The sequence below is a fragment of the Treponema maltophilum ATCC 51939 genome, assembly GCF_000413055.1.
GTDB lineage: Bacteria > Spirochaetota > Spirochaetia > Treponematales > Treponemataceae > Treponema_C > Treponema_C maltophilum.
Map to the genome: position 1 here is coordinate 1,750,554 of NZ_KE332518.1, position 22,558 is coordinate 1,773,111.

General features: G+C 47.6%; 21 protein-coding genes and 2 tRNA genes. 10 read left to right on the forward strand and 13 right to left on the reverse strand.

Going from position 1 to position 22,558, the window contains the following annotated elements; translation table 11 throughout:
- The 6 genes from HMPREF9194_RS12120 to HMPREF9194_RS08010 all read right to left on the reverse strand — a co-directional run bounded on the left by HMPREF9194_RS12120 (nucleotide 1) and on the right by HMPREF9194_RS08010 (nucleotide 5,801).
- A complete protein-coding gene (locus HMPREF9194_RS12120; protein ID WP_084663103.1) occupies nucleotides 1-324 on the reverse strand; it encodes a type II toxin-antitoxin system RelE/ParE family toxin in 324 nt (107 codons plus the stop codon).
- Nucleotides 324-560, reverse strand: a complete 237-nt coding sequence (locus HMPREF9194_RS07990; protein WP_016525863.1) for a hypothetical protein — start codon at nucleotides 558-560, stop codon at nucleotides 324-326. Before HMPREF9194_RS07990 ends, HMPREF9194_RS12120 begins: the two co-directional genes overlap by 1 nt.
- 241 nt (nucleotides 561-801) lie before the next feature.
- Nucleotides 802-2,658, reverse strand: coding sequence for a formylglycine-generating enzyme family protein (locus tag HMPREF9194_RS07995; RefSeq protein ID WP_016525864.1), 1,857 nt, complete (start codon nucleotides 2,656-2,658; stop codon nucleotides 802-804).
- 235 nt (nucleotides 2,659-2,893) lie between these two features.
- Nucleotides 2,894-4,441 carry a lipoprotein 17-related variable surface protein gene (locus HMPREF9194_RS08000; RefSeq protein WP_016525865.1) on the reverse strand — a complete coding sequence of 516 codons (1,548 nt, stop codon included), beginning with the start codon at nucleotides 4,439-4,441 and terminating at the stop codon, nucleotides 2,894-2,896.
- Between the two features lie 92 nt (nucleotides 4,442-4,533).
- The gene (locus HMPREF9194_RS08005) at nucleotides 4,534-5,010 is read right to left on the reverse strand and encodes a threonine/serine exporter family protein (RefSeq protein ID WP_016525866.1); all 477 of its coding nucleotides are present in this window, start codon (nucleotides 5,008-5,010) and stop codon (nucleotides 4,534-4,536) included.
- Nucleotides 5,007-5,801: a threonine/serine exporter family protein gene (locus HMPREF9194_RS08010; protein WP_156828015.1), complete on the reverse strand. Its 795-nt coding sequence runs from the start codon at nucleotides 5,799-5,801 to the stop codon at nucleotides 5,007-5,009. The genes HMPREF9194_RS08005 and HMPREF9194_RS08010 overlap by 4 nt, the downstream gene beginning before the upstream one ends.
- 159 nt (nucleotides 5,802-5,960) lie before the next feature.
- On the opposite strand from HMPREF9194_RS08010, the gene HMPREF9194_RS08015 reads away from it, so the two are divergent.
- From HMPREF9194_RS08015 to HMPREF9194_RS08045, 7 genes are all read left to right on the forward strand, one after another.
- On the forward strand, nucleotides 5,961-6,992 hold the full coding sequence (locus HMPREF9194_RS08015) for an ABC transporter substrate-binding protein (protein ID WP_016525868.1): 1,032 nt from the start codon (nucleotides 5,961-5,963) through the stop codon (nucleotides 6,990-6,992).
- Between the two features lie 66 nt (nucleotides 6,993-7,058).
- Nucleotides 7,059-8,750 (forward strand): ABC transporter permease, encoded by a 1,692-nt coding sequence (locus HMPREF9194_RS08020; RefSeq protein ID WP_016525869.1) that lies wholly within the window; start codon nucleotides 7,059-7,061, stop codon nucleotides 8,748-8,750.
- Nucleotides 8,747-9,883 (forward strand): ABC transporter ATP-binding protein, encoded by a 1,137-nt coding sequence (locus tag HMPREF9194_RS08025; RefSeq protein ID WP_016525870.1) that lies wholly within the window; start codon nucleotides 8,747-8,749, stop codon nucleotides 9,881-9,883. The genes HMPREF9194_RS08020 and HMPREF9194_RS08025 overlap by 4 nt, the downstream gene beginning before the upstream one ends.
- Nucleotides 9,884-9,914: 31 nt before the next feature.
- Complete coding sequence (locus tag HMPREF9194_RS08030; RefSeq protein ID WP_016525871.1) at nucleotides 9,915-10,703, forward strand: hypothetical protein; 789 nt, start codon at nucleotides 9,915-9,917, stop codon at nucleotides 10,701-10,703.
- A 51-nt stretch (nucleotides 10,704-10,754) separates the two neighbouring features.
- Nucleotides 10,755-11,966 carry an NADP-dependent isocitrate dehydrogenase gene (locus HMPREF9194_RS08035; RefSeq protein ID WP_016525872.1) on the forward strand — a complete coding sequence of 404 codons (1,212 nt, stop codon included), beginning with the start codon at nucleotides 10,755-10,757 and terminating at the stop codon, nucleotides 11,964-11,966.
- Nucleotides 11,967-12,033: 67 nt separating this feature from the next.
- Nucleotides 12,034-12,243, forward strand: coding sequence for a hypothetical protein (locus tag HMPREF9194_RS08040; RefSeq protein ID WP_016525873.1), 210 nt, complete (start codon nucleotides 12,034-12,036; stop codon nucleotides 12,241-12,243).
- The gene (locus HMPREF9194_RS08045) at nucleotides 12,230-12,607 is read left to right on the forward strand and encodes a type II toxin-antitoxin system VapC family toxin (protein WP_040846274.1); all 378 of its coding nucleotides are present in this window, start codon (nucleotides 12,230-12,232) and stop codon (nucleotides 12,605-12,607) included. The genes HMPREF9194_RS08040 and HMPREF9194_RS08045 overlap by 14 nt, the downstream gene beginning before the upstream one ends.
- A gap of 61 nt (nucleotides 12,608-12,668) precedes the next feature.
- Here HMPREF9194_RS08045 and murI read toward each other — a convergent pair whose 3' ends face one another.
- Both murI and HMPREF9194_RS08055 read right to left on the reverse strand, forming a co-directional pair.
- A complete protein-coding gene (gene murI, locus HMPREF9194_RS08050; RefSeq protein WP_016525875.1) occupies nucleotides 12,669-13,601 on the reverse strand; it encodes a glutamate racemase in 933 nt (310 codons plus the stop codon).
- A gap of 2 nt (nucleotides 13,602-13,603) precedes the next feature.
- Nucleotides 13,604-13,915: a hypothetical protein gene (locus HMPREF9194_RS08055; protein ID WP_040846275.1), complete on the reverse strand. Its 312-nt coding sequence runs from the start codon at nucleotides 13,913-13,915 to the stop codon at nucleotides 13,604-13,606.
- 52 nt (nucleotides 13,916-13,967) lie between these two features.
- Here HMPREF9194_RS08055 and HMPREF9194_RS08060 point away from each other — a divergent pair, with 52 nt between their 5' ends.
- Nucleotides 13,968-14,621, forward strand: a complete 654-nt coding sequence (locus tag HMPREF9194_RS08060; protein ID WP_016525877.1) for a pentapeptide repeat-containing protein — start codon at nucleotides 13,968-13,970, stop codon at nucleotides 14,619-14,621.
- Nucleotides 14,618-15,175, forward strand: coding sequence for an MBL fold metallo-hydrolase (locus HMPREF9194_RS08065; protein ID WP_016525878.1), 558 nt, complete (start codon nucleotides 14,618-14,620; stop codon nucleotides 15,173-15,175). Before HMPREF9194_RS08060 ends, HMPREF9194_RS08065 begins: the two co-directional genes overlap by 4 nt.
- A 16-nt stretch (nucleotides 15,176-15,191) precedes the next feature.
- Here the strand turns inward: HMPREF9194_RS08065 and HMPREF9194_RS08070 are convergent, their stop codons facing one another.
- The 3 genes from HMPREF9194_RS08070 to HMPREF9194_RS08080 all read right to left on the reverse strand — a co-directional run bounded on the left by HMPREF9194_RS08070 (nucleotide 15,192) and on the right by HMPREF9194_RS08080 (nucleotide 19,753).
- Complete coding sequence (locus HMPREF9194_RS08070; protein WP_156828017.1) at nucleotides 15,192-17,138, reverse strand: hypothetical protein; 1,947 nt, start codon at nucleotides 17,136-17,138, stop codon at nucleotides 15,192-15,194.
- Between the two features lie 126 nt (nucleotides 17,139-17,264).
- Entirely contained in the window at nucleotides 17,265-18,059 is a 795-nt protein-coding gene (locus tag HMPREF9194_RS08075; RefSeq protein ID WP_016525880.1) for a purine nucleoside phosphorylase YfiH/LACC1 family protein, read from the reverse strand.
- A complete protein-coding gene (locus HMPREF9194_RS08080; protein ID WP_016525881.1) occupies nucleotides 18,056-19,753 on the reverse strand; it encodes a DUF5312 family protein in 1,698 nt (565 codons plus the stop codon). Before HMPREF9194_RS08080 ends, HMPREF9194_RS08075 begins: the two co-directional genes overlap by 4 nt.
- A 136-nt stretch (nucleotides 19,754-19,889) precedes the next feature.
- Here HMPREF9194_RS08080 and HMPREF9194_RS08085 point away from each other — a divergent pair, with 136 nt between their 5' ends.
- Nucleotides 19,890-22,277 carry a heavy metal translocating P-type ATPase gene (locus HMPREF9194_RS08085; RefSeq protein ID WP_016525882.1) on the forward strand — a complete coding sequence of 796 codons (2,388 nt, stop codon included), beginning with the start codon at nucleotides 19,890-19,892 and terminating at the stop codon, nucleotides 22,275-22,277.
- An 11-nt stretch (nucleotides 22,278-22,288) separates the two neighbouring features.
- Here HMPREF9194_RS08085 and HMPREF9194_RS08090 read toward each other — a convergent pair.
- Both HMPREF9194_RS08090 and HMPREF9194_RS08095 read right to left on the reverse strand, forming a co-directional pair.
- Nucleotides 22,289-22,360: transfer RNA gene (locus tag HMPREF9194_RS08090), tRNA-Glu, on the reverse strand.
- A 47-nt stretch (nucleotides 22,361-22,407) separates the two neighbouring features.
- Nucleotides 22,408-22,478, reverse strand: a tRNA-Gln gene (locus tag HMPREF9194_RS08095).
- Nucleotides 22,479-22,558: the final 80 nt, after the last annotated feature.

A 22,558-nucleotide genomic window follows, 5' to 3' on the forward strand; every position in this document is an offset into this window, starting at 1 on the left:
TTATTCTGAAGGAAATAAAACCTTATCAAAATCTCGCTTTCCATAGATAATATGAATAACAATAACGGTTGCGGTACTTTCATTAATCACATAAAAAATGGAATAATTATTTACAGAAAAAAACCTTACTCCTCGTGAAAACCATGGTTTACTTTGATACCGGTGATATCTATTAGGCATAAAATTCAATTTTTCTATTGCTTCATAAAGACGTTTAAGTATAGAATTCGCACTGACTTTCGATTTTAAAACAGTAGATATATAAGAATAAATACGACATAAATCTTTTTTTGCTTGATCTGAAATAACAACATTGTAATTCATCAGGCAAAGCGTTTTTTTATGTCTTCAAAGGTTTCTTTTAAAGGAGTTACCCGTCCTTCAATCATATCGTTAAAACCTTCATTCATGCGTGTTTCGAATTCTTCATCTGATTCATGTAAAGCAACCATTTTTTCCTGTTCATATTGATAAAGTAAAAACTGCATATATTTATAAGCATCTTCCAAGCATACTTCCGGTAAAGCTTTTACTTTTTCAACAAGCGCTTCATACGACATAGCACTCTCCTTGTAATTAAGCTGCCGTATTTTTCTGACATATTGATTATAGCACAGGTTGATACGTTTAGCTATAACTTTTCCTACTATTTTTAAATTGTTTATAAATTCATTGAAAAGAATTTCCTGTTGAATTTCAGCAAACAGCCGGAAGTCTTTGCCGTCCTGCCGCGCAAAGCCGGTGCACCGCGTAAAAACGGCACACCGACAAAAACCAAAACTGCGTTACGTAGAGTATCGGCTATTCTTTCCACACTAAGCGGAAGCCTACGATATCGTAACTATTATGAGAACTATCGCTATCCCGTTTACCGGTCATACAGCCGTAGACGGCATTTTCAGTTACCGGCTTGTCTGATAATGACCAGTTTCCGCCGCGCAAAACGCGTTCAGTATCGGCCGACGATGCGGAGCCGGTCGGATCCGTTACTGCACCGGAAGACAGTGTTATAGAATACCTATCCCAGCACCACTCCATAGCGTTGCCGCTCATATCGAAAATACCGAGCGCGTTCGCGTCTTTGGTTCCGACATCTGCTAAGCCGGTTACAGCCGGAGACTGTTCTACAAACGTCGTACCGTTGTAATATTTGTTAAAAACCGCAACCCGTGCCGTTTCCTTGCGTAAGTCGGCAAAGTAGTCTGGGGACCCTGTCATACCCTTAAAGCCGATAGGTTTTATTGCACCGCTTGCCGAATCCAATTTGGTTAGGTAGACTGCGCCGTATTGTTCGGCATTGGTGTTGTTGTTTTGATAACGCGCGGCATATTCCCATTCGGCTTCGGTAGGCAGCCGATAGCCTTTTTTTGCAAGATTGCAATAAGCATCATCGGCTTCGGTATAGGCGTCTTTTACGGCAGCACCGGTTTCAGAATCTTTGCGGTATACGCATTGCTCTGTACTTCCGAATTTCATTTCGGTGTATGCGTTGCACCACGTTATACAGTCACGCCAACTCATATCCGTCATTGGTTGCTTAGCATCGTTATAGTGTTTTTCTTCATCATCATATTCGAATGTATAGCCGTTTTCTTTTGCCCACTCGTATACCGATTTCCATAGTTCGACTGTCACTTCATATTTTCCGATTGTATATTCGCTTAAATTGACTGTGCGGCCACTAGGGAACACACCCCGCCAGAGGGTATCCGAACCGTTTTTCTTAGGCAGTGCATAAGCAGCATTTTGTCCGGTAATAGTTGCCGCAGGCACTTTTACACCGACGGAAACCGGAACGGCTTGCGTTGTTACATAGACATCCGTATCTTCCTCAAATTCATCACTGTTTGCCAATTCGACTCCGTCCGTACTCCCTTTTTTCCATGAGGCAAATACGAACCCCGTATCGTAACCGGTTATTTTTTTCTTTGCTTCGTTTTTTATTGCTCCCCACGTTACACCATACGGCTTTGTAATTTTAGGATCTGCTGCCAGCTGAACATGACCGCCGCTTTTTATCGTGATAGTAACGTTTATCTGTTTTGCTTCCGCATATATTGTCATATCGCTTCCTAAAGGAAGATTGTCCGCTGACAATACCGCTCCGCTTGGGCCATTTCTTCTCCATTGTTTGAATTCATAATTTGGGTGGTAACGAAGCAGACCTTTTGCCAGATCCTTAACCTCGCCCCATGTTTTTCCCTTTTGAACCGTAATGGAAGCAGGAGGATCTATATCGACATGATCGCCGGTAATAGAGAGCGTTATCATTACAGGCTCAGACACAACAAAAACAGTTTCATTATTGTCAAACGGAGTCGTATAGCTATTATTCAAAGGCGTACCTGAAGCATCCGTAAGACGCCATTCTTTAAATTTATAGTTGTCTTTATATTTTTTAATTTTAGTTTTTGCGAGCGACTCAATTTCATCCCATCTTTTGCCCTTTTCAACTTCAAATGTGTGCTCGGGTTTGAGTATAACATGTTCATCCCCCGCAACCGTTATCGTTATTTGTGCGGGCGTTGATCCGCCGCCGCTTCCGCCCCCTTGCTGCGGTGAAGACGGCACAGGATTATGCCCTGCCGGGTTTTTGCAGCCTGCAAAAAATGCGGCAAACGTTATAACAGCCGTTGTGATCAAGAATATCTTTTTCATAATTTATCATGCCTCCATAATTTCTACACAAAAGTCCCTTAAAATTGAACAGCTGAACAAAATATCAATTTTGGAAGCTGTTCAATTCGCCGTTTCGCAGTGAAACGAGAAACGGTATATAATCATGCGATGTTTCGGCAACTAAATATCCAAACCGAAACTCGCAGCGTTTTTAGACAATGCCAACTGCATTATCTAAAATAAGCCTCCGTCTTTATGGACAAACAGGCAAATTTTATCTATATGCTCCTCCGGGATTCATTGTCAGCGTCAATACGGAACCGGAACCCATTAATTGAACTTTCACTTGAAGATCGGTTTCGTCGAATTTTTTTTGCAGCTGAATATTTTCAATAAAAATAACTTTATTGTTTCTTGTTTTTGACGCACCGTATGCTTTGCAGCCCAAGTAGTTTGAAAGCGTTGCCTCGCCGTTTATGCATAAACAAAACGGTTTATCGGGGCCGTCGGGAAGCGGATTGGCGGCAAGTACAACAGCCCCGTCATCGCCTATACGCAATAAAGGCACGCGGTCAAACTTTTTCCTTTTCCAAGTTTTTATAGCCTCAGCTGACGGATTCGGTTTCGATGACATATCAAAAAAAAGTTGATTTTTTAATTCCGCTGCATTTGTTATCTTTGCATAACCTAACCTTTTTATCGTTTTTATCGCCGTAATTTCTCCTTGGTTTGCCAATTGTTCCTGTGTTGCAATGCAAAACTTTACCGTCAATTCACCTTTATAATCGTCCGCGTTAATGCCGCCGTTTTTGGGATTGCTTATACCGCATGTAATATCAAGCTGCATGTATTCATCGGCATCTTTAGTTTGATACCGTATTTTATAAGGTTCAAGGCGACTATCGTCAAAAAGAGCTTCGGGAGAACCCCCGGTCTGTTTTGCAAGCGCATAAAAAGACGAAGCGAATTCATTAGGATACGCTTTTATAACACTGTCGTCCGTTTTGCTTAATACATACTCAAACACGTCTTTTTCGGTAAAATAATCTTTTGTCAACAGCTCCGACAAACGGGTAAAATTCGAATAATGCGGTGTCGGTGTTACCGTCTCCGTCCCATCGGCTGACTTTTTATGGCTTTTTGCCGTATACACAGGCACGATTTTAATTTTATTCTCTCCCCTTTTTTCAAGGGTGGCGGTCAATGTATAGCCGGGAAAATCGCCGAGTGTAACGGAAGTTCCGTTTTCAAGTAAAACGGTAAGCGGTGCTTTAAAAAAGTCTGCAATATTTGCATTCGCTTTTTCCGTATATTTTTCAATTGAATGATTGTGTTCGATGCCCTCATCGAGCTTTAACGCGCCCTTGCCGCCGGTTGTATCTATGCTTTGCGGATTGGCTACATAGGGATTGGAAAAGCCGCTGACCGTCATTTCTTTTTCAAAAGATTTGCCGTTTTTTGTTCCTTTTACTTTTACGGTAAACGCTCCCGCTTCATCGTCGTAGGCGGTAACTTCTTTTTGCGTAAATACAATTGAAGGAAGAATTGAATTTCCCGAATCAATTTTTTCGGCGGCTTCAAACGGGGATTGCTTTCCCTTTGTTAAACCGAACGCCTCAAGCACGTCCGCTTCAACCAATTCATACGGATTTTGCGGGACGGCGTGATTTACCTGCGGCTTTTTTCGAAACGAAGAACCGGCGCCTTTTTTCCCCGGCGCGGTAGATGCACTCGGCTGCCGGCAGCCGCTTAGCGACAGCGCATATAACGGCAAAATAAACGCGCACAATAATATAAAACGGCGGGCATTGTTCTTTTTCATGAGGACTCCTGAATATTTAAAAATAAAAGTTATTTTGTTATATGCGTATTATAACATAAAATATGAGAAAAAACAAGAAAACGGAGAATTTTTTAAGTCGAATTGCGCTTTGCCTTTCGGATTTTTGCGTTTTTTATGAGGACGAAGACGATGTGGGCGCAGGATGAAGAAATCGCGATTCCCAAAACGATAGCGCCGGCTGCGCTGAGGGTCGTAAAGCCGATATGCGCGGCCGTATCCGGATCGCCCTGCACAAAAGCCCGCATGGTTTGGAACATCCCGCCGCCGGGCACGAGGGGAATCAAGCCGGGAATCAAAAAAACGGTTGCGGGCGTCCGCGACAAAACGGCGCACAGCTCCGAAAAAGCGGCGACGCAAAAGGAGGCGGCAAAATACGCGGTTGCCGCCGATCCGGTAAGCGTCGATAAAAGCATGTACAAACCCCAGCCGCACGCGCCGACAAAGGGCGTCCATAAAAGTCCTTTAAAATCGGCGTTAAAAATAAGCGCGTAACAAAAGGATGCGGCCGCCCCCCACACAAAAGGCAATACAAAGGTTACAACGTTCACAGCAGCACTCCGGTAAGGCGCGAAAAAACGAGCAAACCCAAAACCGATCCGGCCGAAAGACCTGCGGCAACCATAAAAGCTTCCAGCGTGCGCGCCGCTCCGGAAACCAAATCGCCCGCAATAATATCGCGGATGGCGTTTACAATCGCAAGGCCGGGAACAACCTGCATGAGCACGGCCGTCGTAACGGTCAAGGCCGAATCGACGCCGCCCAAGCAAAAAGCAAGTTCGCTAAGCACCGAAACGGCGGCTCCGTAAACCAGCGACAAAATAAAACCGTTCAGCGATGTTTTTTCGAGCCGCATAACGATAAGGCGCAGCACAAATCCGACCGCCGAAGCGCCCAAGGCATCTTTAAACGAGCCGGCAAACATAAGGGCAAAAACGAACGAACTGCACGCGGCGCATAAAAGAACCGCCCAGGGAGCGTATGTCTTTGAACAATGTACGCGCCTGAGCACGTATTCTATCTGCGAAAGATCTTGGGTTCTCCCTTCTTTTTTGCGTCTTTCGATCCGGCGCGACAATTCGTTTATGAGGGCGACTTTGCGCAAATTGACGCCCCGCCTGATTATGCGGCGCGTTGCGCTGTAGTGTTTTCCGTCGGTATCGGTAAACGAAAGCATTACCACCGTCGGCGTTACAAACGACGACGGCGAACACGCCCCCAAAGAAGAAGCGATACGCATAATCGTATCTTCGGTACGGTAGGTTTCGCCTCCGTTTTCGAGCACAATGCAGCCCGCTTTTAAAGCGATATCGGTTATCGCATCCGCACATAATCCGTTCATAGAGAAACACAGCATAGCGCAAAAAGAGGAATTTAACAATATTTTAGTTTACAAATCGGATTTTATGACCTATCATAATATAATAAACATTTATGCGTATTGTGGGTATGTTTGCTGCACAAATTACCAAAATATTACAATCGCACAACAGGAGGAATTATGAAAAAATCGTTGATTTTTGCAATCGCGTCGGGAACTTTGGCCGCCGTTTTGGCCTTCAGCGGCTGCGCGCAAAAAGAATCCAAGGAACTCAACATTTACAGCGCGTTGCCCGAAACCGAACTGCCCATGTATTTCGAGGCATTCAAAAACGAAACGGGCATTACGGTCAATTTCGTGCGGCTTTCGGCCGGCGAGATTTTTTCAAAACTGAAAGTCGAAAAAAACAATCCGCAGGCAAGCATTTGGCACGGCGGCAACTGCGACACTTTTATCGCCGCATCGAAAGCGGGCTTGCTTGAACCCTATGCTTCCCCCGAGCTTAAAAACACCCCCGACAGGTACAAAGATCCCGATAATTATTGGTCACCCATCTATATCGGCGCACTGAGCTTTGTCGTCGACAAAAACTGGTTTGCCGAAAGAAACCTCGCCTATCCCGCATCATGGAACGATTTATTAAAAGACGAATTCCGCGGCGAGATTTCGATGGCGCACCCGGGAACGTCGGGAGCCGCTTATACGATTCTTGCAACGGTTGTTCAGCTTATGGGCGAAGACCAAGCCTTTGAATATTTTAAAAAGCTCAACAACAATATCCGCCAATACACGAAAGCGGGCGCGGCGCCCGCAAAAAACGTGGCACTCGGTGAAGCGGCAATCGGCATAGGATTTTCGCACGACAATCTTAAACCCGCAGGCGAAGGGTATCCGGTCGCCCTTTCCTTCCCGCAGGAAGGTACCGGCTACGAAATCGGCGGCGTCGCCCTTATTAAAAACGGGCCTGCGGCCGAGCGCAAAAATGCCGAAAAGTTTATCGACTGGTGTCTCAGCAAATCGGCGCAGGACGTGTATTCAAAAAACAATTCGTACCGGCTGCCCGTAAACACGCTTTCGGCCGCCCCGCCCGAAGCGGTAAGCATCAGCGAATTAAAAGTTATCGATTACGATTTTATATGGGCCGGCGACAACAGAACCCGTCTTATAGAAAAATTCACCGAAGTAATCGCTTCAAAAGATAATCTCAAATAAAGAATGTCCGATCGGCTCCGGCGGGAGTCGGTCGGCTCTTTCAAAAATCGGCACACAGGAATAACTATGACCAACAGATTTAAAGAATTTCTATGGAAGCTGAAACTGCTGCTTAAAGAACCGTTGCTGTTTTTGCTTATTCTCATTCTTCTTTTCTTTCTTACTTTGTTTGTTATTTTTCCGTTTGTAAAAATGCTTTATTACAGCCTTACGACGGAAGACGGAAAACTCACCGTTTCAACGCTCGTATCGGCTTTTACAAATAAAAGTTACCGAACGACTTTTTTTAACAGCATGAAACTCGGTGTAATCACGGCAATAATCGGCACGATTATCGGCTATATGTATGCATACGCGATTACGCGAACGAACATGCCGTGGAAACCGTTTTTTAAAACGATGGCGACCCTTCCCATAATATCGCCGCCGTTTGTGCTTTCGCTTTCGATTATATTTTTGTTCGGACGCAAGGGGCTTATTACCAACAGTCTGCTCGGTATTACGAACTTTGACGTGTACGGCATGAAAAGCCTTATCGTCATTCAGGTTATGTCGTTTTTTCCGATCGCGTACCTGACGCTTTCGGGTATTCTCGAATCGATCGATACGTCGGTCGAAGACGCCGCGCTGAACCTCGGCGCTTCGCGTTTGAAAATATTTACGACGATTACGCTGCCGCTTTCGATTCCGGGAATCGTAAGCGCAATGCTGCTCGTGTTTATTCAATCGCTGCAGGATTTCAGCAATCCTGCCGTCATAGGCGGCGACTTTGCAACGCTCGGTGTGGAATCGTACAGAATCATCACGGGTTTATACGACTTAAAACGTGGAACGCTTTTGTCGATTATGCTGCTTATGCCGAGTTTAATCGCGTTTTTGCTCCAGCGTTATTGGGTACGCGGAAAAAGTTTTATTACGGTTACGGGTAAACCGACGCAAAACAGAGGCAAGATAGCGGAAAAACACATCGTGTACCCGCTGTTTGCGCTGTGTTTGTTTTTTTGCGCCGTCATTTTGCTTTTTTACGGCACCGTGCTCTGCGGCGCTTTTGTAAAAGTATGGGGTGTCGACAATTCGATTACGCTCAATCACTTCCGCTATATTTTTTCAATCGGCATAAAACCGCTTAAAAACGCCGTAACGCTTGCAATCATCGCAACGCCGATAGCCGGCATCTTGGGTATGGTAATCGCCTTCCTTACGGTACGGAAAGATTTTATCGGGAAAAAATACATGAGCCTCGCTTCCCTTTTAACCTTTGCGTTGCCGGGAACCGTCATCGGCATAGGCTACATTCTCGCCTTTAACGCAAAGCCCTTTTTGCTTACGGGAACGGCCGTCATCCTTATCGCCGTTTTCGTATTCAGGAACATTCCGGTCGGAATAGAAGGGGGTATGTCGGCCCTCGCCCAAATCGATCCTTCGATAGAAGAAGCGTCGACGTCTTTGGGCGCAAACAGTTTCCAAACTTTTAAAGACATAACGCTGCCGCTCATACGAGGCGCGTTTTTTTCCGGCCTCGTGTATTCGTTTGTACGATCGATGACCGCAGTCAGCGCCGTTATCTTTTTAATTTCCGCGCGGTGGAATGTCGTAACGACACGGATTTTTTCGCTCTTTGAAGTGAGCCAATACAGCGACGCCGCCGCGTACATCGTCGTCATGATTATCGTGATTATGGCGGCCGTTTTTATTCTCGACAGAGCGGTCAACACGCTCGGCAAAAACCGACAAAAAGCAAAAAGGGGAAAAAGATGAGTATCGATACGAAAAAACTCGAAGAAAAACTGAAGGCGCGTTCAAGCAGCCTTAAACTCATTGATATAACGAAAAAATTTTTAAGCCATGACGGCAAAGAAGAATTTATCGCGGTCGATAAATTGAATCTCGACATAAAATCCGGAGAACTGACGACGCTTTTGGGACCGTCCGGTTGCGGCAAAACCACTACGCTCAGAATGATCGCCGGCTTCGAAAGCATCACCTCCGGAACGCTCCTGCTCGGCGACCGACCGATAGAATCGGTGCCGCCGAACAAACGCGATATGTCGATGATGTTTCAAAGCTACGCGCTTTTCCCGCACATGAGCGTGTTCGACAATATCGCATACGGCTTAAAAATAAAAAAAGTTCCCAAGCCCGAATTGGAAGAGCGCACAAGACAAATTATCGAGTTGATGCAAATACAGGGCATGGAAGACCGCATTCCTTCGCAAATATCGGGCGGACAGCAACAGCGCGTTGCACTCGCGCGGGCGGTTGTCATAAATCCGCGGGTACTGCTGTTCGACGAACCGCTTTCCAATCTTGACGCAAAGCTGCGCGAATACATGCGCGACGAACTGCGCAGCCTGCAAAAGCGGCTCGGCATTACCAGTTTGTACGTTACGCACGACCAAAGCGAAGCCATGTCAATATCCGACAATGTAGTTCTTATGAACAAGGGCAAGCTTGTGCAGACGGGAAGTCCGAAAGATATTTACGAAAATCCCGTATCGCGTTTTGTTGCCGGATTTATCGGAAAGTCGAACTTTATAAACTGCACCGTCTTTTCGCACGAAAACGGAAGCGCCGATATTGAAGTGTTCGGTAAAAAGATGACGCTGCCGAATCCGGGAACGCATTTCGATACGGCGAAAAATACGGTTATCATCGTGCGGCCGGAATATATAAAACTGTGCGACAGCGGCAAAGGCATTGTCGACGCCCGTATCGAAAAAGCCGTTTTTTACGGCAACTATATTCAATACGATATCCGGGTCGGAGAACAGCAGCTTAAAGTCGAATCCTATTGTCCGCAGGGCATAAAAATATACAGCCCGGGCAATACGGCGGGAATTCTGTTCGACCTTAACAGCCTGCGCGTACTGCCGGCGATAAGCGAGGATTGAAATATTACAATAACGCAAAACTGGAGGAATTATGAAAAAAACGTTGATTTTTACAATCGCGACGGCTGTCATAACCGCACTCTTGGCGCCGAGCGGCTGTGAAAGCACAAAAGGAGCGTCCCCTGTTTTGGTACGGGAATCTTCGGAAGAAAAACTGCAAATAGAAATCGACAAAGAACGCAGACCATCCCTACAAATACCCGAAATAGACTTCGGGTATGAATACGTTGCCGCTTTTTATCAAAGCATTTGTTTTAATTTCGATTTAATCAATAAAGTTGACAAAGGGCAGCTCAGGCAAGCGTGCAAAATAATCTATGATTCTTTAAAAGAAAAATATAGGGTTCAATTTATTGTAAAAGATTATATGGACGACGCCGATTTATATTTTTCGTTCGGACAATTTGAAGATGACAACAAAACCTTATTGATAACTTCCAATTTTGACGTTAACAAAAAAGTTATCATTCAAAAAAACGGAGACTTTGCCGATTCATGGGCAATGCTGTACTACATTGTAAACGGAAGACTTATATCATATCGCGACATCGATAAAGAAGATTCAACTGCTGATCCAGCCGAGGAAATCAGTCGCCTCGAGCGGGAGTTAAAAAAAAGTCCTTCATCGCTTGCATATATCAACATAGCGGAAAACTATTATAAAAATAACGAAATCGAAAAAGGCTTGGAATATCTGTATAAAAACAAAGACAACATAATAAATCTAAGCATTAAAACAAACAAAAGGGGCAATATAAACGATGTATTTAATTGTGTCGAACAGGAAGGATTGGTGCTTAGGATGTTAAACCAACGATAAGGTTTTTAACTTTCGTTTGACAGAGCCTGAAATCGAAAGTATAATCGTGCCATGGCAAAGATACTGATGAAAAACGCCGTGGCCGAGCTCGACGGCGATGAGATGACCCGCGTTCTGTGGGCCCTTATAAAAGAGCGGCTTTTGGAACCCTTTGTGGAATTAAAAACCGAATATTACGATTTGGGCTTAAAAAACAGAGACGATACGAACGACGCGGTAACCTATGAAGCCGCCCGCGCGATACGGCGATTGGGCGTCGGCGTAAAATGCGCGACAATTACTTCAAACAAAGCGCGCATGGAAGAATATAAATTGCAGCGCTTAACGCCCAGCCCGAACGCGATTATCCGCGCCGAATTGGACGGAACCGTGTTCCGAAAACCCATTCTTTTAAAAAATGTACGCGGCACCGTAAGCTGTTGGAAAAAACCCATCGTTTTGGGCCGCCACGCATACGGCGACATTTATAAAAACTGCGAACTCTACGTCGAAGGGCCGGGCACGGCCGAACTCGTGTTCACCGGAGCGGACGGCAAAGAAACGCGCAAAACGATCGCCGACATGAAGGGACCGGGTATTTTGCAGGGCGTACACAATACGGATGCGTCCATTACCGCCTTTGCGCGCGCCTGTTTTTTGTACGCCGTAAACGAAAAACTGAACGTATGGTTTGCCGCAAAAGACACCATCAGCAAAACCTACGACGGGCGTTTTAAAGAGATTTTTCACGGTATTTTTGAGACGGAATTCAAAACGGCCTTTGCCGAAAACGGAATCGAATATTTTTACACACTCATCGACGATGCGGTCGCGCGCATTATGCAGTCGGAAGGCGGCTTTTTATGGGCGTGTAAAAATTACGACGGCGACGTTATGAGCGACATGATCGCGTCCGCCTGCGGAAGCCTTGCGATGATGACCAGCGTTTTGGTTTCCCCGTCGGGCGCATACGAATACGAAGCCGCACACGGTACCGTTCAAAAACACTACTACCGTTATTTGGCCGGCGAAAAAACATCGACCAATCCCTGCGCCCTTATCTTTGCGTGGACGGGAGCTTTGGCAAAGCGCGCCGAACTTGACGGAACCCGAGAGCTTGGCAATTTTGCCCGCACTCTTGAAACTGCAACGCTTCACACGATTGAAGACGGCATTATGACCGCCGACCTTGCGCGTATCGCTTCCCCCGCCGCAACGGAAGTCTTAAACTCGCAGGACTTTATCGCCGCGGTACAAAAGCGCCTTAAAGTAAAAACAACATAGTAGCGAAAAATAAAAATTTGAAGTATAATATAATAAGTATGGATTATTTTAATACCGGAGGTAAAATGTGGCATACGAAACACTTTTTGAACAGATAAAAACGATACCGCAGGAATATCTTACGGATATTGAAAATTACGTTGAATATATTTTGTATCGTTACAAGAAAAATACCGAAAAAAGTTCCTCATACGATTTATCAAAATATTTTGGCAGCATAAAAATACCACATGATGCTCTTGCAATACAAAAGGAAATGCGGAATGAATGGAACTGACTGTATCGCCGATACAAATGCGCTCATTTATCTCCTTTCAGGAGATCCTTGTATGAAGCCTTATTTATCAAAGCGCATCGGTCTCTCCGTTATTTCCGAAATGGAATTGCTTTCTTTTCCTGAAATAACGGCTTCCGAAGAACAGCGGGTAAGGCTTCTCATAAACGATTGTACCGTTTTATTTTTAACCGAAAATATAAAAAACAAAGCTGTTATATTGCGCCGTACATACAAAATAAAACTTCCGGATGCTATCATTGCGGCAACTGCAATTGAAAACAATCTTCAGTTAGTTACTGCCGATAGAGAATTCAAGCAAATAGCGGAACTTGATTTGATACCGATTAAACCGGCTCTTTCATAAACGTGCACCTGCATTTACTATAAGCAACCGATATACTCCGGCTTTCCCGCAAATTTCAACTTTAAAGTATACCGCCGTACACAAGGTCCGACCCTTCACACAGTGTTTTGTAGGGCGCTTCGTCGATGCCGAAAGGGCCGGTAATAAAAAAGGCCGAAGGGCTCGGTGCGGGCTCGGAGGCGGCGCTTTCGGAAGAAGCGGAAGGGGCGGCGGGACGGACTATGCGAAGCGCTTGGTTCACAACGCCTTCTTTGGAATCGACAAAGCGGATACCGGCGCCGGCAAGCTTTTCCAACACGGCGGCGATATGCAAAAAATGCGTACAGCCGAGTACAACGGTATCGGCATCGTGTTTCAAAAAAAAGTCGAGCGCGGGACGCACCGCCTCTTCTTTTTCGGCATCCGATGCGGTAAAAAAGCCGTGTTCCACAAAATCAACCAAATCGGGATCGGCGCGGCTTATGAGCGTACAGTTTGCCGCATAGCGTTCGGCAAGTTCGGCGGTGTACGGCTCTTCTATCGTGCGCCGGGTTGCAAGCAAGCCGATCCTGCCGTTTTTTGTAAGCGAAGCCGCACGCTTTATTGCGGGAACAGTGCCGACAAAGGGCACGGGGAAAAAGCGGCGGCGAAGTTCTTCGAGAGCGGTAACCGATATAGTGTTGCATCCGATGACAAAGGCGGCAGGCTTAAAGCGTTTGATAATCGATTCGGCTGCCGAACAGGCGGCCTCTATTATCCGGCGCGTATCTTTTTCACCGTAGGGAAAGTTTTTCGTGTCGGCGACATAGACGCAGTTTGAATACGGACTTTTTTCTTTTAAATGCAGTAAGTACGGAAGTCCGCCGGTCCCCGAATCCAAAAAGGCAAAATCGACGCGGTTTTTCGGAACAAGCGAAGTTTCATTTTCTTTATTTTGTATTTTTTTTGCGGCCGATTTCCGTTCCGCGCCCGGTTTGTGTTCCGCTGTCGGTTTATCGATTGCAACAAGGTTCACGCTCAATCTCCGAACAAGCTGTTAAAAGCCGCTTTTGCTTTTTGGCTTGCGCTCGCGTGTTCCGCTTTAAGGCGCGCAGACGATGCGGAAAACGCGCCGCCTGATGAAGGGTTAAGCGAAAACCATACGCAAAAACACGAGCGTTCTTTGTCCGTTACCGGCTCTTCAATCGATTCGCGGCAATCGTAGGGCGCGCCCTTTTCGTAAAAGAGACAATTCAGGCAGCAGCGCACATCGGCTCCGCACGACGGGCACCGTTCCGAGCGGCTTACCGGAGGCGTAAAATCGAGTTCCGTTCCGCATTTCCAACACATGATTACATCATACCCATTTGACATAATGAGTGCAATAACTTAGGATAGCCGTATGTTCAGTTTTGATTTATGCGCATACAAACACTGCAATAAACCGGTCGTTTTTTGCGCTTCGGAAGACAATCTCGATACGTCGTACGAAAAACGACTTTTTTCATCGTATTGCTACGAGCATTGCAAAAATCCGGAAGAAGTTCACCGCTTTGTAGCCGACTATATCGCGCAGCACGACGTTATCGTCGGACTTTCGGTTTCGGGCATGCACTTTAAAGACAGCGATTTTTCCGGCAAGCGCTTTTACGGATGCAATTTTCAAAACTGTACCTTTGCCGACGTTCATGCAGAACAATGCAAAATACGCATATCGATATTCGATTTTTCGATTTTTTCGGACTGCAATATGACCGGCTCGAACATTCAGTTTTCGTCGTTTGCGGGCGCCGCCTTTTCGCACGCGCTGTTTACAAACTCCGAACTCGTTCACAATAATTTTAACGGAATAACCGCCGTTCAGTCTTCGTTCGACGATTCCGACTTATACAATTCGCGCTTTATACGCGCAAAACTTTCGCAAACATCTTTCCGCAACTGCAATATAAAACGCGTGTGTTTTTACGAAAGCGTGCAGGACAATATTTCATTCAAATTGTCGAATACGCGGGAAGCCTTATTCAGCCCCGAAACACTTGCGGAGATATACCAATGAAAGTGTATTTTCATTTGAACATTGAAGGTTTTTCGAATGCCTACCTGATTGTAAATCCCGCGGTAAAAGAAGCGCTCATTATAGATCCGGGAAAAATCACGACAAAGATGATCGATCAAATCGAACAAAACAAATACGCTTTAACCGCCGTTTTTATAACGCACAATCACAAAAGCCATACGCGCGGCTTAACGACGCTGCAAAAAATATACACGCCCAAGATTTACGCGGCGGATTACGAAGTGGCAAAAGCCGAAACGTCCGTTTTAAAAGGCGACGGAATTATAAAGGCCGCGGGATTGAACGTAAGCTACATGTCGGTTCCCGGGCACACCGCCGACTCGATGGTATATAAAATCGGCCAGTGCCTGTTTACCGGCGACGTGTTGTTTGCAGGACAAGCCGGACCGACGAACAGCAGCTACGCGAAAAAAACGCTCGTAGCCAACATCGCATCGAAGATTTTGTCGCAGCAGGAAAACACGGTTATCCTTCCGGGCCACGGACCGCCTTCGACCGTCGGCGCCGAACGGCAATTCAATTTGGATATGTAAACGGAAGCCGCCCCACCTATTCGAACGAAATAAGCGAAATTCTGCCGCCGTTTATGCCCCAGTTTTCGGCTAAAAACGCGCTCATTTTTTCGGCGGCTTGCGTAAAGGCGGCGGCCTCCGTATCGCGTATGTACGCGCACAGTTCAGGCTCGGCCGAATTGATAATCCGCGCAAGCCTGTCGATATAATAATTTTTAACTTCGCCGACGCTTTGCTGGAGCGTGTACGCCATAAATTCGTTTTTAAACAAATAGCTGTCGTCCGTATTGTAATTTAAAGAAGGATTTACTTCAAAATAGCGTTTGAGAAAGCGCAGCGAAACCGGATCCGTCGCATAAAAAACCTCGTCGACTTCGCGGCGGAACGACTCTTCGGTAAAATATACGCCGTGCAGCCCTTCGTGCACAAGCAGCCGTTCGCGCAAAAAACGCGGCGATTCGCGGCTGATCGAAACGACGGCTCCCCTCCCCGCTGTAATACCGGAAGCGGATCGCAGGATGACGCCGTTTGCAAAGAGAATGTCGCGCAAAAGCAGTTCCGATTCGTTGAGCGCAAAATGCTCTTTTTCCGCTTTATCGAAAAACGCGGCCAAACTTTCGGCGCGGTAATCGTGCGCGTTAAATCCGTGCGAAGACGCCATTTGCGCATCGGTTAAAAGTTTGCCGATAAAGCCTTTTTTTTCGACAAAAAAAGCAAGCCGTTTAAGGAAGGCGTTTTGCACATTATAATCGACAAAGTCGAATATAAGTACCGAAGGGAATTGTTCCCACGAAAAGAATTCGAAATTTTTATTCCGCCATCTTTTTTGCGGCCATGCCGTTATAAGTCCCGGATCGGCCGTAATCGGGGTAAAAGCATCCGACACTCTTTGTTCGAGCAAAATCCCTTCTACGGAATCGGCGCCCGAAATGATTTTTACCGAATCGCATGCCGAAGAAAGCGAACGCTCGTCGATTGAAACGGAACGGATTGCAGGAGAGCGGCGTATGCGCAGCGTATCAGAAGCGCAGGCAATGCGCACGTCGGACGCACTTAAAGCCGAAGCCGCCGAAACCGAAGGTTCCGCTTCGCTTTGCGTCCGCAGCATTATGCGCACGGCACGGGCACCGTCTTGCAAAAGTACCGGCACTTGGGAAAAAAGCGTTTGCTCGGGGATTTTTCCTTCATTTAAAAGAGCGCTGTCGACGGTGCCGCCGTTTGCGGAAAAACCGAAACGGCACATTGTACCCTCGGCCGCCCAGCCGCAGTACGCTTTCGTTACGGCGGCGCTTTTCAGCTCGACGGGAACGGCCGAATAGATCATAAAACCTTTAACGGATTCGGGATCGGGAAAAGTTCCGCCGCCTTCAAAACCGAGAGAAACTTTAAAATGCACGTTCTTTTTTATAAAGGCTTTTACACCGCTGCGGCCGGTCAAATTCTTTTTTAACGAACGCGAAGACGAAAAATCGTCGGCGTATAAAAACGCGATAAAACACGGCTCTCCGTTTTCTCCGTTTCGGGAAAGCGCTTCGGCCGCATGAACGATCAATTCAAGTTCAAGGGCGCATCCTTTTCGCGCAAAAGCGGCTTGTTTTCCGTTTGAGCCGGCGCCTGCGGTAAATGCAAAGAACATATACGGGCTTTTCGCACCTTCACCGATACGGGCGCTTCGGGCATTCGCGTTAAGCGCATCCAACGGCAAAAAGACCGCGGCGGAAGCGCCGGCACCGGCTTGAACGATTGTACCGTCCCGCCCCGCCGCACCGCCGTTTTGAGAACGGCCGCGCCCGTCCTCGGAACCGACGGCAAGCATCAGCGATGATGTGCGTGCTCGCGTGCAGCCGAAAAAAAAGAAAAGCGCGAACAAAACAAGAATCGGCGCGGCGGCAACGGAGCGCCGCGCGGATGCGGAAAAAGCCGACGAGGCGGCAGGTATATGTTGTGCCTTTATAGAGCGGCAGGACTTTACGTAAACGTTCATGCGAAAAGTATAGCACATGCGGGCAAAAAAAACAGCGTACAAGCGATAAGGCGTGAAAAAGAGTGACAACTCAGGTAATTCGCTTCGCTCATAAGCCATTCGCGCTCACTTTTTTTCATACTGAGGTCATGGGAAAGAATAGGTTTGCGCACCGGCGGCGTGAAGGTTTTCGCGTGTAAAGCCGGCGTCTTCAAAACCGATAAAAGCGGCCATCGGCGTAAAGCGCTTCGTTTTTTCTTCGAGCGGCATCGAAGGCGGAAGGCCCGAGGCTTGCCGGCGGAACGATCCGTACGTATATGCACCGTCTTCGGTTTTTGTACAGCACGTACATTCGTTTACGCTTAAAATATGTTCGTCGGGAATTCCCGCCTTTACAAGCAAAGCGCGGTTCGCCTTTTCGAGCGACAGGCGGAATAAGCCGTCCCGTTCGGAACGGAATGCGCAATCGGTACAAAATTCTTTTTGAAAATAGCGGGCGCGCTCTTCGTCCACCGTATAACAGCAGCTTCCGATCGAAGGGCCTAAAATAAAGCGGAAATTATCCGCGCGGACGCCGTATGCTTTTTCGGCTGTGCGCAAGGCTTCAAGCGCAATGCCCGTTCCCTTCCAGCCGGAATGCAGCACGCCGAAAACGCCGCTTTCGCTTTCATACATAAAAATCGGCATACAGTCGGCAACGGTTATAACAGGCACCAAGGCGCGGTTGCGGCTGATAATGCCGTCGCCGCTTTGCAGAATCGTTTGCTCGGCACGGTCGGCCGCGAACACAATGTGCGAATGAATCAATTCGACGGATGCAATCGTTTTATGACAAAAGCACGGCTGCGAAAAAAAGGCCGAGCGCACCGCATTCGTTTCGTTCCACCGAAAGCGCATGGAACCGCAGGCTAAAAGCGTTAGGGCCGCAACGGGAGAACTCATGCAAGCTCCAGTTCCAGACTTTCAACTTCCGTCAAAAGAATGAAAGCGGCATTCAGCTTGTCGGAAACTTCGGCAAGTTTGGGCCGCAGCGGCATATCGTTCGCATCGGTTAAAGAGGCGAGATTTGAAAGCCCGTCGTACTTTATGCTCCGTATGTCTACGAGCATGCCGTCAAAAAGCTGTTTAAAAGAGCGGCAGCACGTGCTGAAAGTCGCAACAAATAAATTGATTTCCGATTCTATCGAGCGCGTCAGATTTTTGACTTTTTCCCGCTCGGGAATATTTTGCACATCGCTTACCGAAGCGAACTCTTGCCCGTAAAATCCGGTCGGGCAGAGTTTTTCGTTAAAGGCGGCAAGCAAGTCCGCAAGCTGGTTCATTTCGTTGTACGTGTCCGTAAATTCAATGCGGTTTTCGGGCAAGATGAATTTACCGTTCACCGCAACCTTTTCCAAAACGGGGCGCAGGTCGGGATACATAACCGAAAAAAAAGCGGACAAAAAACCGAGCGAAAAGCCGCGCTTAAAATCCGCAGGGAACGGAAGTTTTTCCCACGGCCGGTTCGGCACGGCAGGGTAATCGCTCATACCGAATAAGGCGGCAACATTTTCTTTCGTTTTTTTGATTTTGCGCTCGCGGATCCAGCGCGTCCATTCTTCGTCGAATACTTTGCGCCATTGATTTTTGCACAGCAAAAGCCAATTGTCCGAAGCCTCTTTGTATTCGGGCACCCACAGTGCCGAGTCGAGCGCGACAACTCCGAGCGATCGGAACGGCACCGAACGGATAACGTATTTTATAAGCGTCGTGTGCTGCATGCTTTTGCGTAAAAATTCCGCCAAGCCGCCTTCGATATCGACCTTTTCCCCCTCGTTCATTTTGTCTTCCGACGCAAACATGTACAAAGCTTCCAGCACTTCCGGAACGATTTTTTTCGCGTTGCACAAAACACGCGCAAAGCGCTCTATTTCGTTTTGAGCGGCTTTAAGCGAACAGCACATTCCCCGTCCGGGAACGTTTCTGAACAGCGACATAAAATGCGCAAAGGGCAGCGCCGCAAATTGTTTAAGCCATTCGAGTGACGAAAAGCAATCCTGCAGTTTTTCTTTTTCGGCGGCGCCCATGTCGGCAAGGATTTGCTCCATTTTGCGCAGCAGCGAGGTACGCAATTCGGGCGTTGCTTCGGCAGAAGAAGAAAGCGAATACGGACTCACTTCGTTTTCCATGCGCTCGGCAAAATCGGGCATCACAAGTTCGGTTAAAAGGATGCAAAAACCGCCTTCGTCCCGGTCGTACACTTTTATGCCGTCGTTAAAAAAAAGCGCGGCTTCCTGCAGTTTTACCAAATGATCGTAAAACGTGTTTTCCAAAGTTAAATAGCGGGCATCTATGACATTGGGGTACGCGTTGTTGATTTTTTTAAGCACACAGCCGATACGGTAATCGCTGTAAGCGCCTTCGATGCCCGACGGCGAAAACAAACCTCTGATATAAATCCACACGCGCAGCAAAAGCGGCTCGTTTTTCAATTCTTTTTTTAAATCGACGATGCTCGACGAATCTTCGGGAACTTCGAATTCCAACGATTCTTTTTCCGGTTCGATATTCGCTTTGAGTTTTTTGAGCAGCAATCCCCGCTCATCCGGCGACAGACCGGCTACCAGCCGGTCAAAAGAATTGCGGTCATCATTCATAAACACAGTTTACTCCATAATATCCATTTCAGTCAATGTTTCGCGCACGAGGTCGGTTGACGGGACGAAAGTTAGCAATTATATTTATAGGGCGGACAGGCACAAAAAATGCCCGCACCCGAAAAGCGAGGTTTGTATGAATTCACGAAAGATACAAAAAGAATTTATTATAGACGGAATGTCGTGCGCGGCCTGCTCTGCGGCGGTCGAACGCGTAACACGCAAAATCGACGGCGTATTCGAAAGCGATGTCAATTTGACGACGAATAAAATGCGGATTGTCTTCGATGCTTCGAAGGTAAACGACGGCATGATTATTGCGAAAGTACAAAAAGCGGGCTTCGGCTGCAGGCAGGAAGAGTCGGACGAACAAAAAGCGCTCTCCCAAAGGGGTACACAAAACGGAGTGCAAAACCGCGCGCAAGGCGAAGGCGGCGATTTTTTTGCAAAGCGGCTGTCGCTCGCGCTTTCGTGGGTTTTCGGCATGTTGCTTATGTACGCGTCTATGGGACACATGCTCCGTTTGCCGCTTCCCGCGATTTTCGACATGCACCACTACCCTTCCAACTTCGCTTTGCTGAATTTACTGTGCGCCGTGCCGATCCTTTTTCTCGGCAGGGATTTTTATCTGCGCGGTTTTAAATCCTTAATCCATTTAAATCCGAATATGGATACCTTGGTCGCACTCGGCAGCGCAGCCGCTTTTATCTACAGTTTGGTTTTAACTTTTTTAATTCCGCTCAACGCCGACCTTGTGCACGGTTTGTATTTTGAAGCGTCGGCGGTCGTGCTCGTTTTCGTTATGACGGGAAAATATTTGGAACAGCGCAGCAAAGAAAAAACGAAAAGCGCAATCAAGGCGCTTATGGCTTTGGCACCCGACACTGCGGTAAAAGTTTTAAACTTCGGCGCGGCCGGCGAACGCACGGAAGAAACCGACGCGCACGACATACGGCCGGGCGACATTCTGCTCGTAAAAGCCGGCCAACGCATACCGCTCGACGGAAAAGTGCTTAAAGGTTTGAGCGGCGTCGACGAATCGATGCTTACGGGCGAAAGTTTGCCCGTCGAAAAAACCGAAGGTTCTTCGGTTACGGGCGGCACGATGAACGGCAGTGGCGTTTTATACATGCAGGTTACGAAAACGGGCGGCGATACGGTTTTGGCAAAAATCATCAAATTTGTCGAAGAAGCGCAGGGCAAAAAAGCGCCCATTTCCAAAACAGCCGATAAGGTCGCCGGCATTTTTGTGCCGACCGTTATCGGTATCGCGCTTGCAGCCGGCATACTGTGGGCGATAGCCGGAGCCGATGCGTCCTTTATTTTGCGCGTATGCACGTCGGTACTCGTTATCGCCTGTCCCTGCGCGCTCGGCCTTGCAACGCCTGCGGCCGTTATGACGGGAACCGGACTCGGCGCGGCAAACGGCATTCTGATACGGTCGGGCGAAGCGCTCGAAACGGCAAAGCATGTCGATACGGTTGTACTCGATAAAACGGGCACCGTTACCGAAGGCAAGCCGAGCGTGCGCGACGTTTTTTGCGCCGAAGGCATACGGCGTGAAGATGCGCTTGCCCTCGCGGCCGCCGTGGAAAACGCTTCTTCGCACCCGCTTGCAAAAGCCGTAACCGACGCGGCAGCGGCTCTACATTCCGGCAATGCGGAAGAACCCGCCGCACGTTTTGAAATCGACTCATTCGAAAACATCGCGGGTAAAGGCATCAGCGCATCCGTAAAGTCCGACATAAAGTTCGACGCACAGCCTGCGGTAAAGTCAGGCGTAACCGCGAAATCCAAGGAAAAATCCGCCGAGCCGGTAAAAGTGCTGGCGGGCAACCGTTTATTTATGGAAGAAAACGGCATAGATTGCGGCATTTTTGAAAAAGAAGCGCAAAAGGCTTCTTCGGAAGGAGCCGCCCTCGTCTACCTTGCCGCCGATGCGCGGCTTTTAGCCTTAATTACCGTTACGGACAGGCTTAAAGCGCACAGCGCGGAAGCCGTCGCTCTTATGAAAAAGCAGGGTTTGCACGTCATCCTTTTAACCGGCGACAATAAGGCGGCAGCCGAGTACACGGGAAATCTTATTCAAGCCGACGAAGTGATTGCCGAAGTTTTGCCGCAGGACAAAGCCCGCGTTATAGAACGTTTGCAAAACGAAGGACGAAAAGTTATGATGACCGGCGACGGCATAAACGATGCGCCCGCCCTCGTACAGGCCGACGTGGGAGCGGCAATCGGAAACGGCAGCGACATCGCCGTCGAGTCGGGCGACATCGTATTGGTAAAGGGAGACTTGCGCGACGCGGCAAGGGCCGTAAAACTCAGCCGCATGACGATACGCACTATCAAACAAAATCTGTTTTGGGCCTTTTTTTACAACAGCATCGGCATTCCCCTTGCCGCAGGCTTACTGTATCCGGCATACGGCTTGCTTTTGTCGCCCATGGTCGGAAGTTTCGCCATGTCGCTCAGTTCGGTATTTGTCGTAACAAACGCGCTGAGACTCCGCACGAAAAAATTGTAAAGAAGGGGAAACGGTCCCTACGGGAATCGAACCCGTCTTTAAAGATTGAGAATCTTTCGTCCTAACCGATAGACGAAGGGACCCTGTGCGGTGTGTGTAAAAAAAGCCGACCTGACGGGCCGGCTTTAAGTTCCCCAAGGAGGACTCGAACCCCCACAAGCAGAACCAGAATCTGCCGTGCTACCATTACACAATCGGGGAATACACGTTGAATTAAACATAGCAAAAAAAACGCCGCCGTGTCAAGAGGGGAATTTTTACCGATGCATAACTGCCCGATT

Excerpts from the sequence above, each read along its gene's own strand:
- HMPREF9194_RS12120 (WP_084663103.1), bottom strand. The coding sequence starts at position 324 with ATGAATTACAATGTTGTTATTTCAGATCAAGCAAAAAAAGATTTATGT.
- HMPREF9194_RS07990 (WP_016525863.1), bottom strand. The coding sequence starts at position 560 with ATGTCGTATGAAGCGCTTGTTGAAAAAGTAAAAGCTTTACCGGAAGTA.
- HMPREF9194_RS07995 (WP_016525864.1), bottom strand. The coding sequence starts at position 2,658 with ATGAAAAAGATATTCTTGATCACAACGGCTGTTATAACGTTTGCCGCA.
- HMPREF9194_RS08000 (WP_016525865.1), bottom strand. The coding sequence starts at position 4,441 with ATGAAAAAGAACAATGCCCGCCGTTTTATATTATTGTGCGCGTTTATT.
- HMPREF9194_RS08010 (WP_156828015.1), bottom strand. The coding sequence starts at position 5,801 with ATGAACGGATTATGTGCGGATGCGATAACCGATATCGCTTTAAAAGCG.
- HMPREF9194_RS08015 (WP_016525868.1), top strand. The coding sequence starts at position 5,961 with ATGAAAAAATCGTTGATTTTTGCAATCGCGTCGGGAACTTTGGCCGCC.
- HMPREF9194_RS08020 (WP_016525869.1), top strand. The coding sequence starts at position 7,059 with ATGACCAACAGATTTAAAGAATTTCTATGGAAGCTGAAACTGCTGCTT.
- HMPREF9194_RS08025 (WP_016525870.1), top strand. The coding sequence starts at position 8,747 with ATGAGTATCGATACGAAAAAACTCGAAGAAAAACTGAAGGCGCGTTCA.
- HMPREF9194_RS08030 (WP_016525871.1), top strand. The coding sequence starts at position 9,915 with ATGAAAAAAACGTTGATTTTTACAATCGCGACGGCTGTCATAACCGCA.
- HMPREF9194_RS08035 (WP_016525872.1), top strand. The coding sequence starts at position 10,755 with ATGGCAAAGATACTGATGAAAAACGCCGTGGCCGAGCTCGACGGCGAT.
- HMPREF9194_RS08045 (WP_040846274.1), top strand. The coding sequence starts at position 12,230 with ATGAATGGAACTGACTGTATCGCCGATACAAATGCGCTCATTTATCTC.
- HMPREF9194_RS08055 (WP_040846275.1), bottom strand. The coding sequence starts at position 13,915 with ATGTGTTGGAAATGCGGAACGGAACTCGATTTTACGCCTCCGGTAAGC.
- HMPREF9194_RS08060 (WP_016525877.1), top strand. The coding sequence starts at position 13,968 with ATGTTCAGTTTTGATTTATGCGCATACAAACACTGCAATAAACCGGTC.
- HMPREF9194_RS08065 (WP_016525878.1), top strand. The coding sequence starts at position 14,618 with ATGAAAGTGTATTTTCATTTGAACATTGAAGGTTTTTCGAATGCCTAC.
- HMPREF9194_RS08070 (WP_156828017.1), bottom strand. The coding sequence starts at position 17,138 with ATGAACGTTTACGTAAAGTCCTGCCGCTCTATAAAGGCACAACATATA.
- HMPREF9194_RS08075 (WP_016525880.1), bottom strand. The coding sequence starts at position 18,059 with ATGAGTTCTCCCGTTGCGGCCCTAACGCTTTTAGCCTGCGGTTCCATG.
- HMPREF9194_RS08080 (WP_016525881.1), bottom strand. The coding sequence starts at position 19,753 with ATGAATGATGACCGCAATTCTTTTGACCGGCTGGTAGCCGGTCTGTCG.
- HMPREF9194_RS08085 (WP_016525882.1), top strand. The coding sequence starts at position 19,890 with ATGAATTCACGAAAGATACAAAAAGAATTTATTATAGACGGAATGTCG.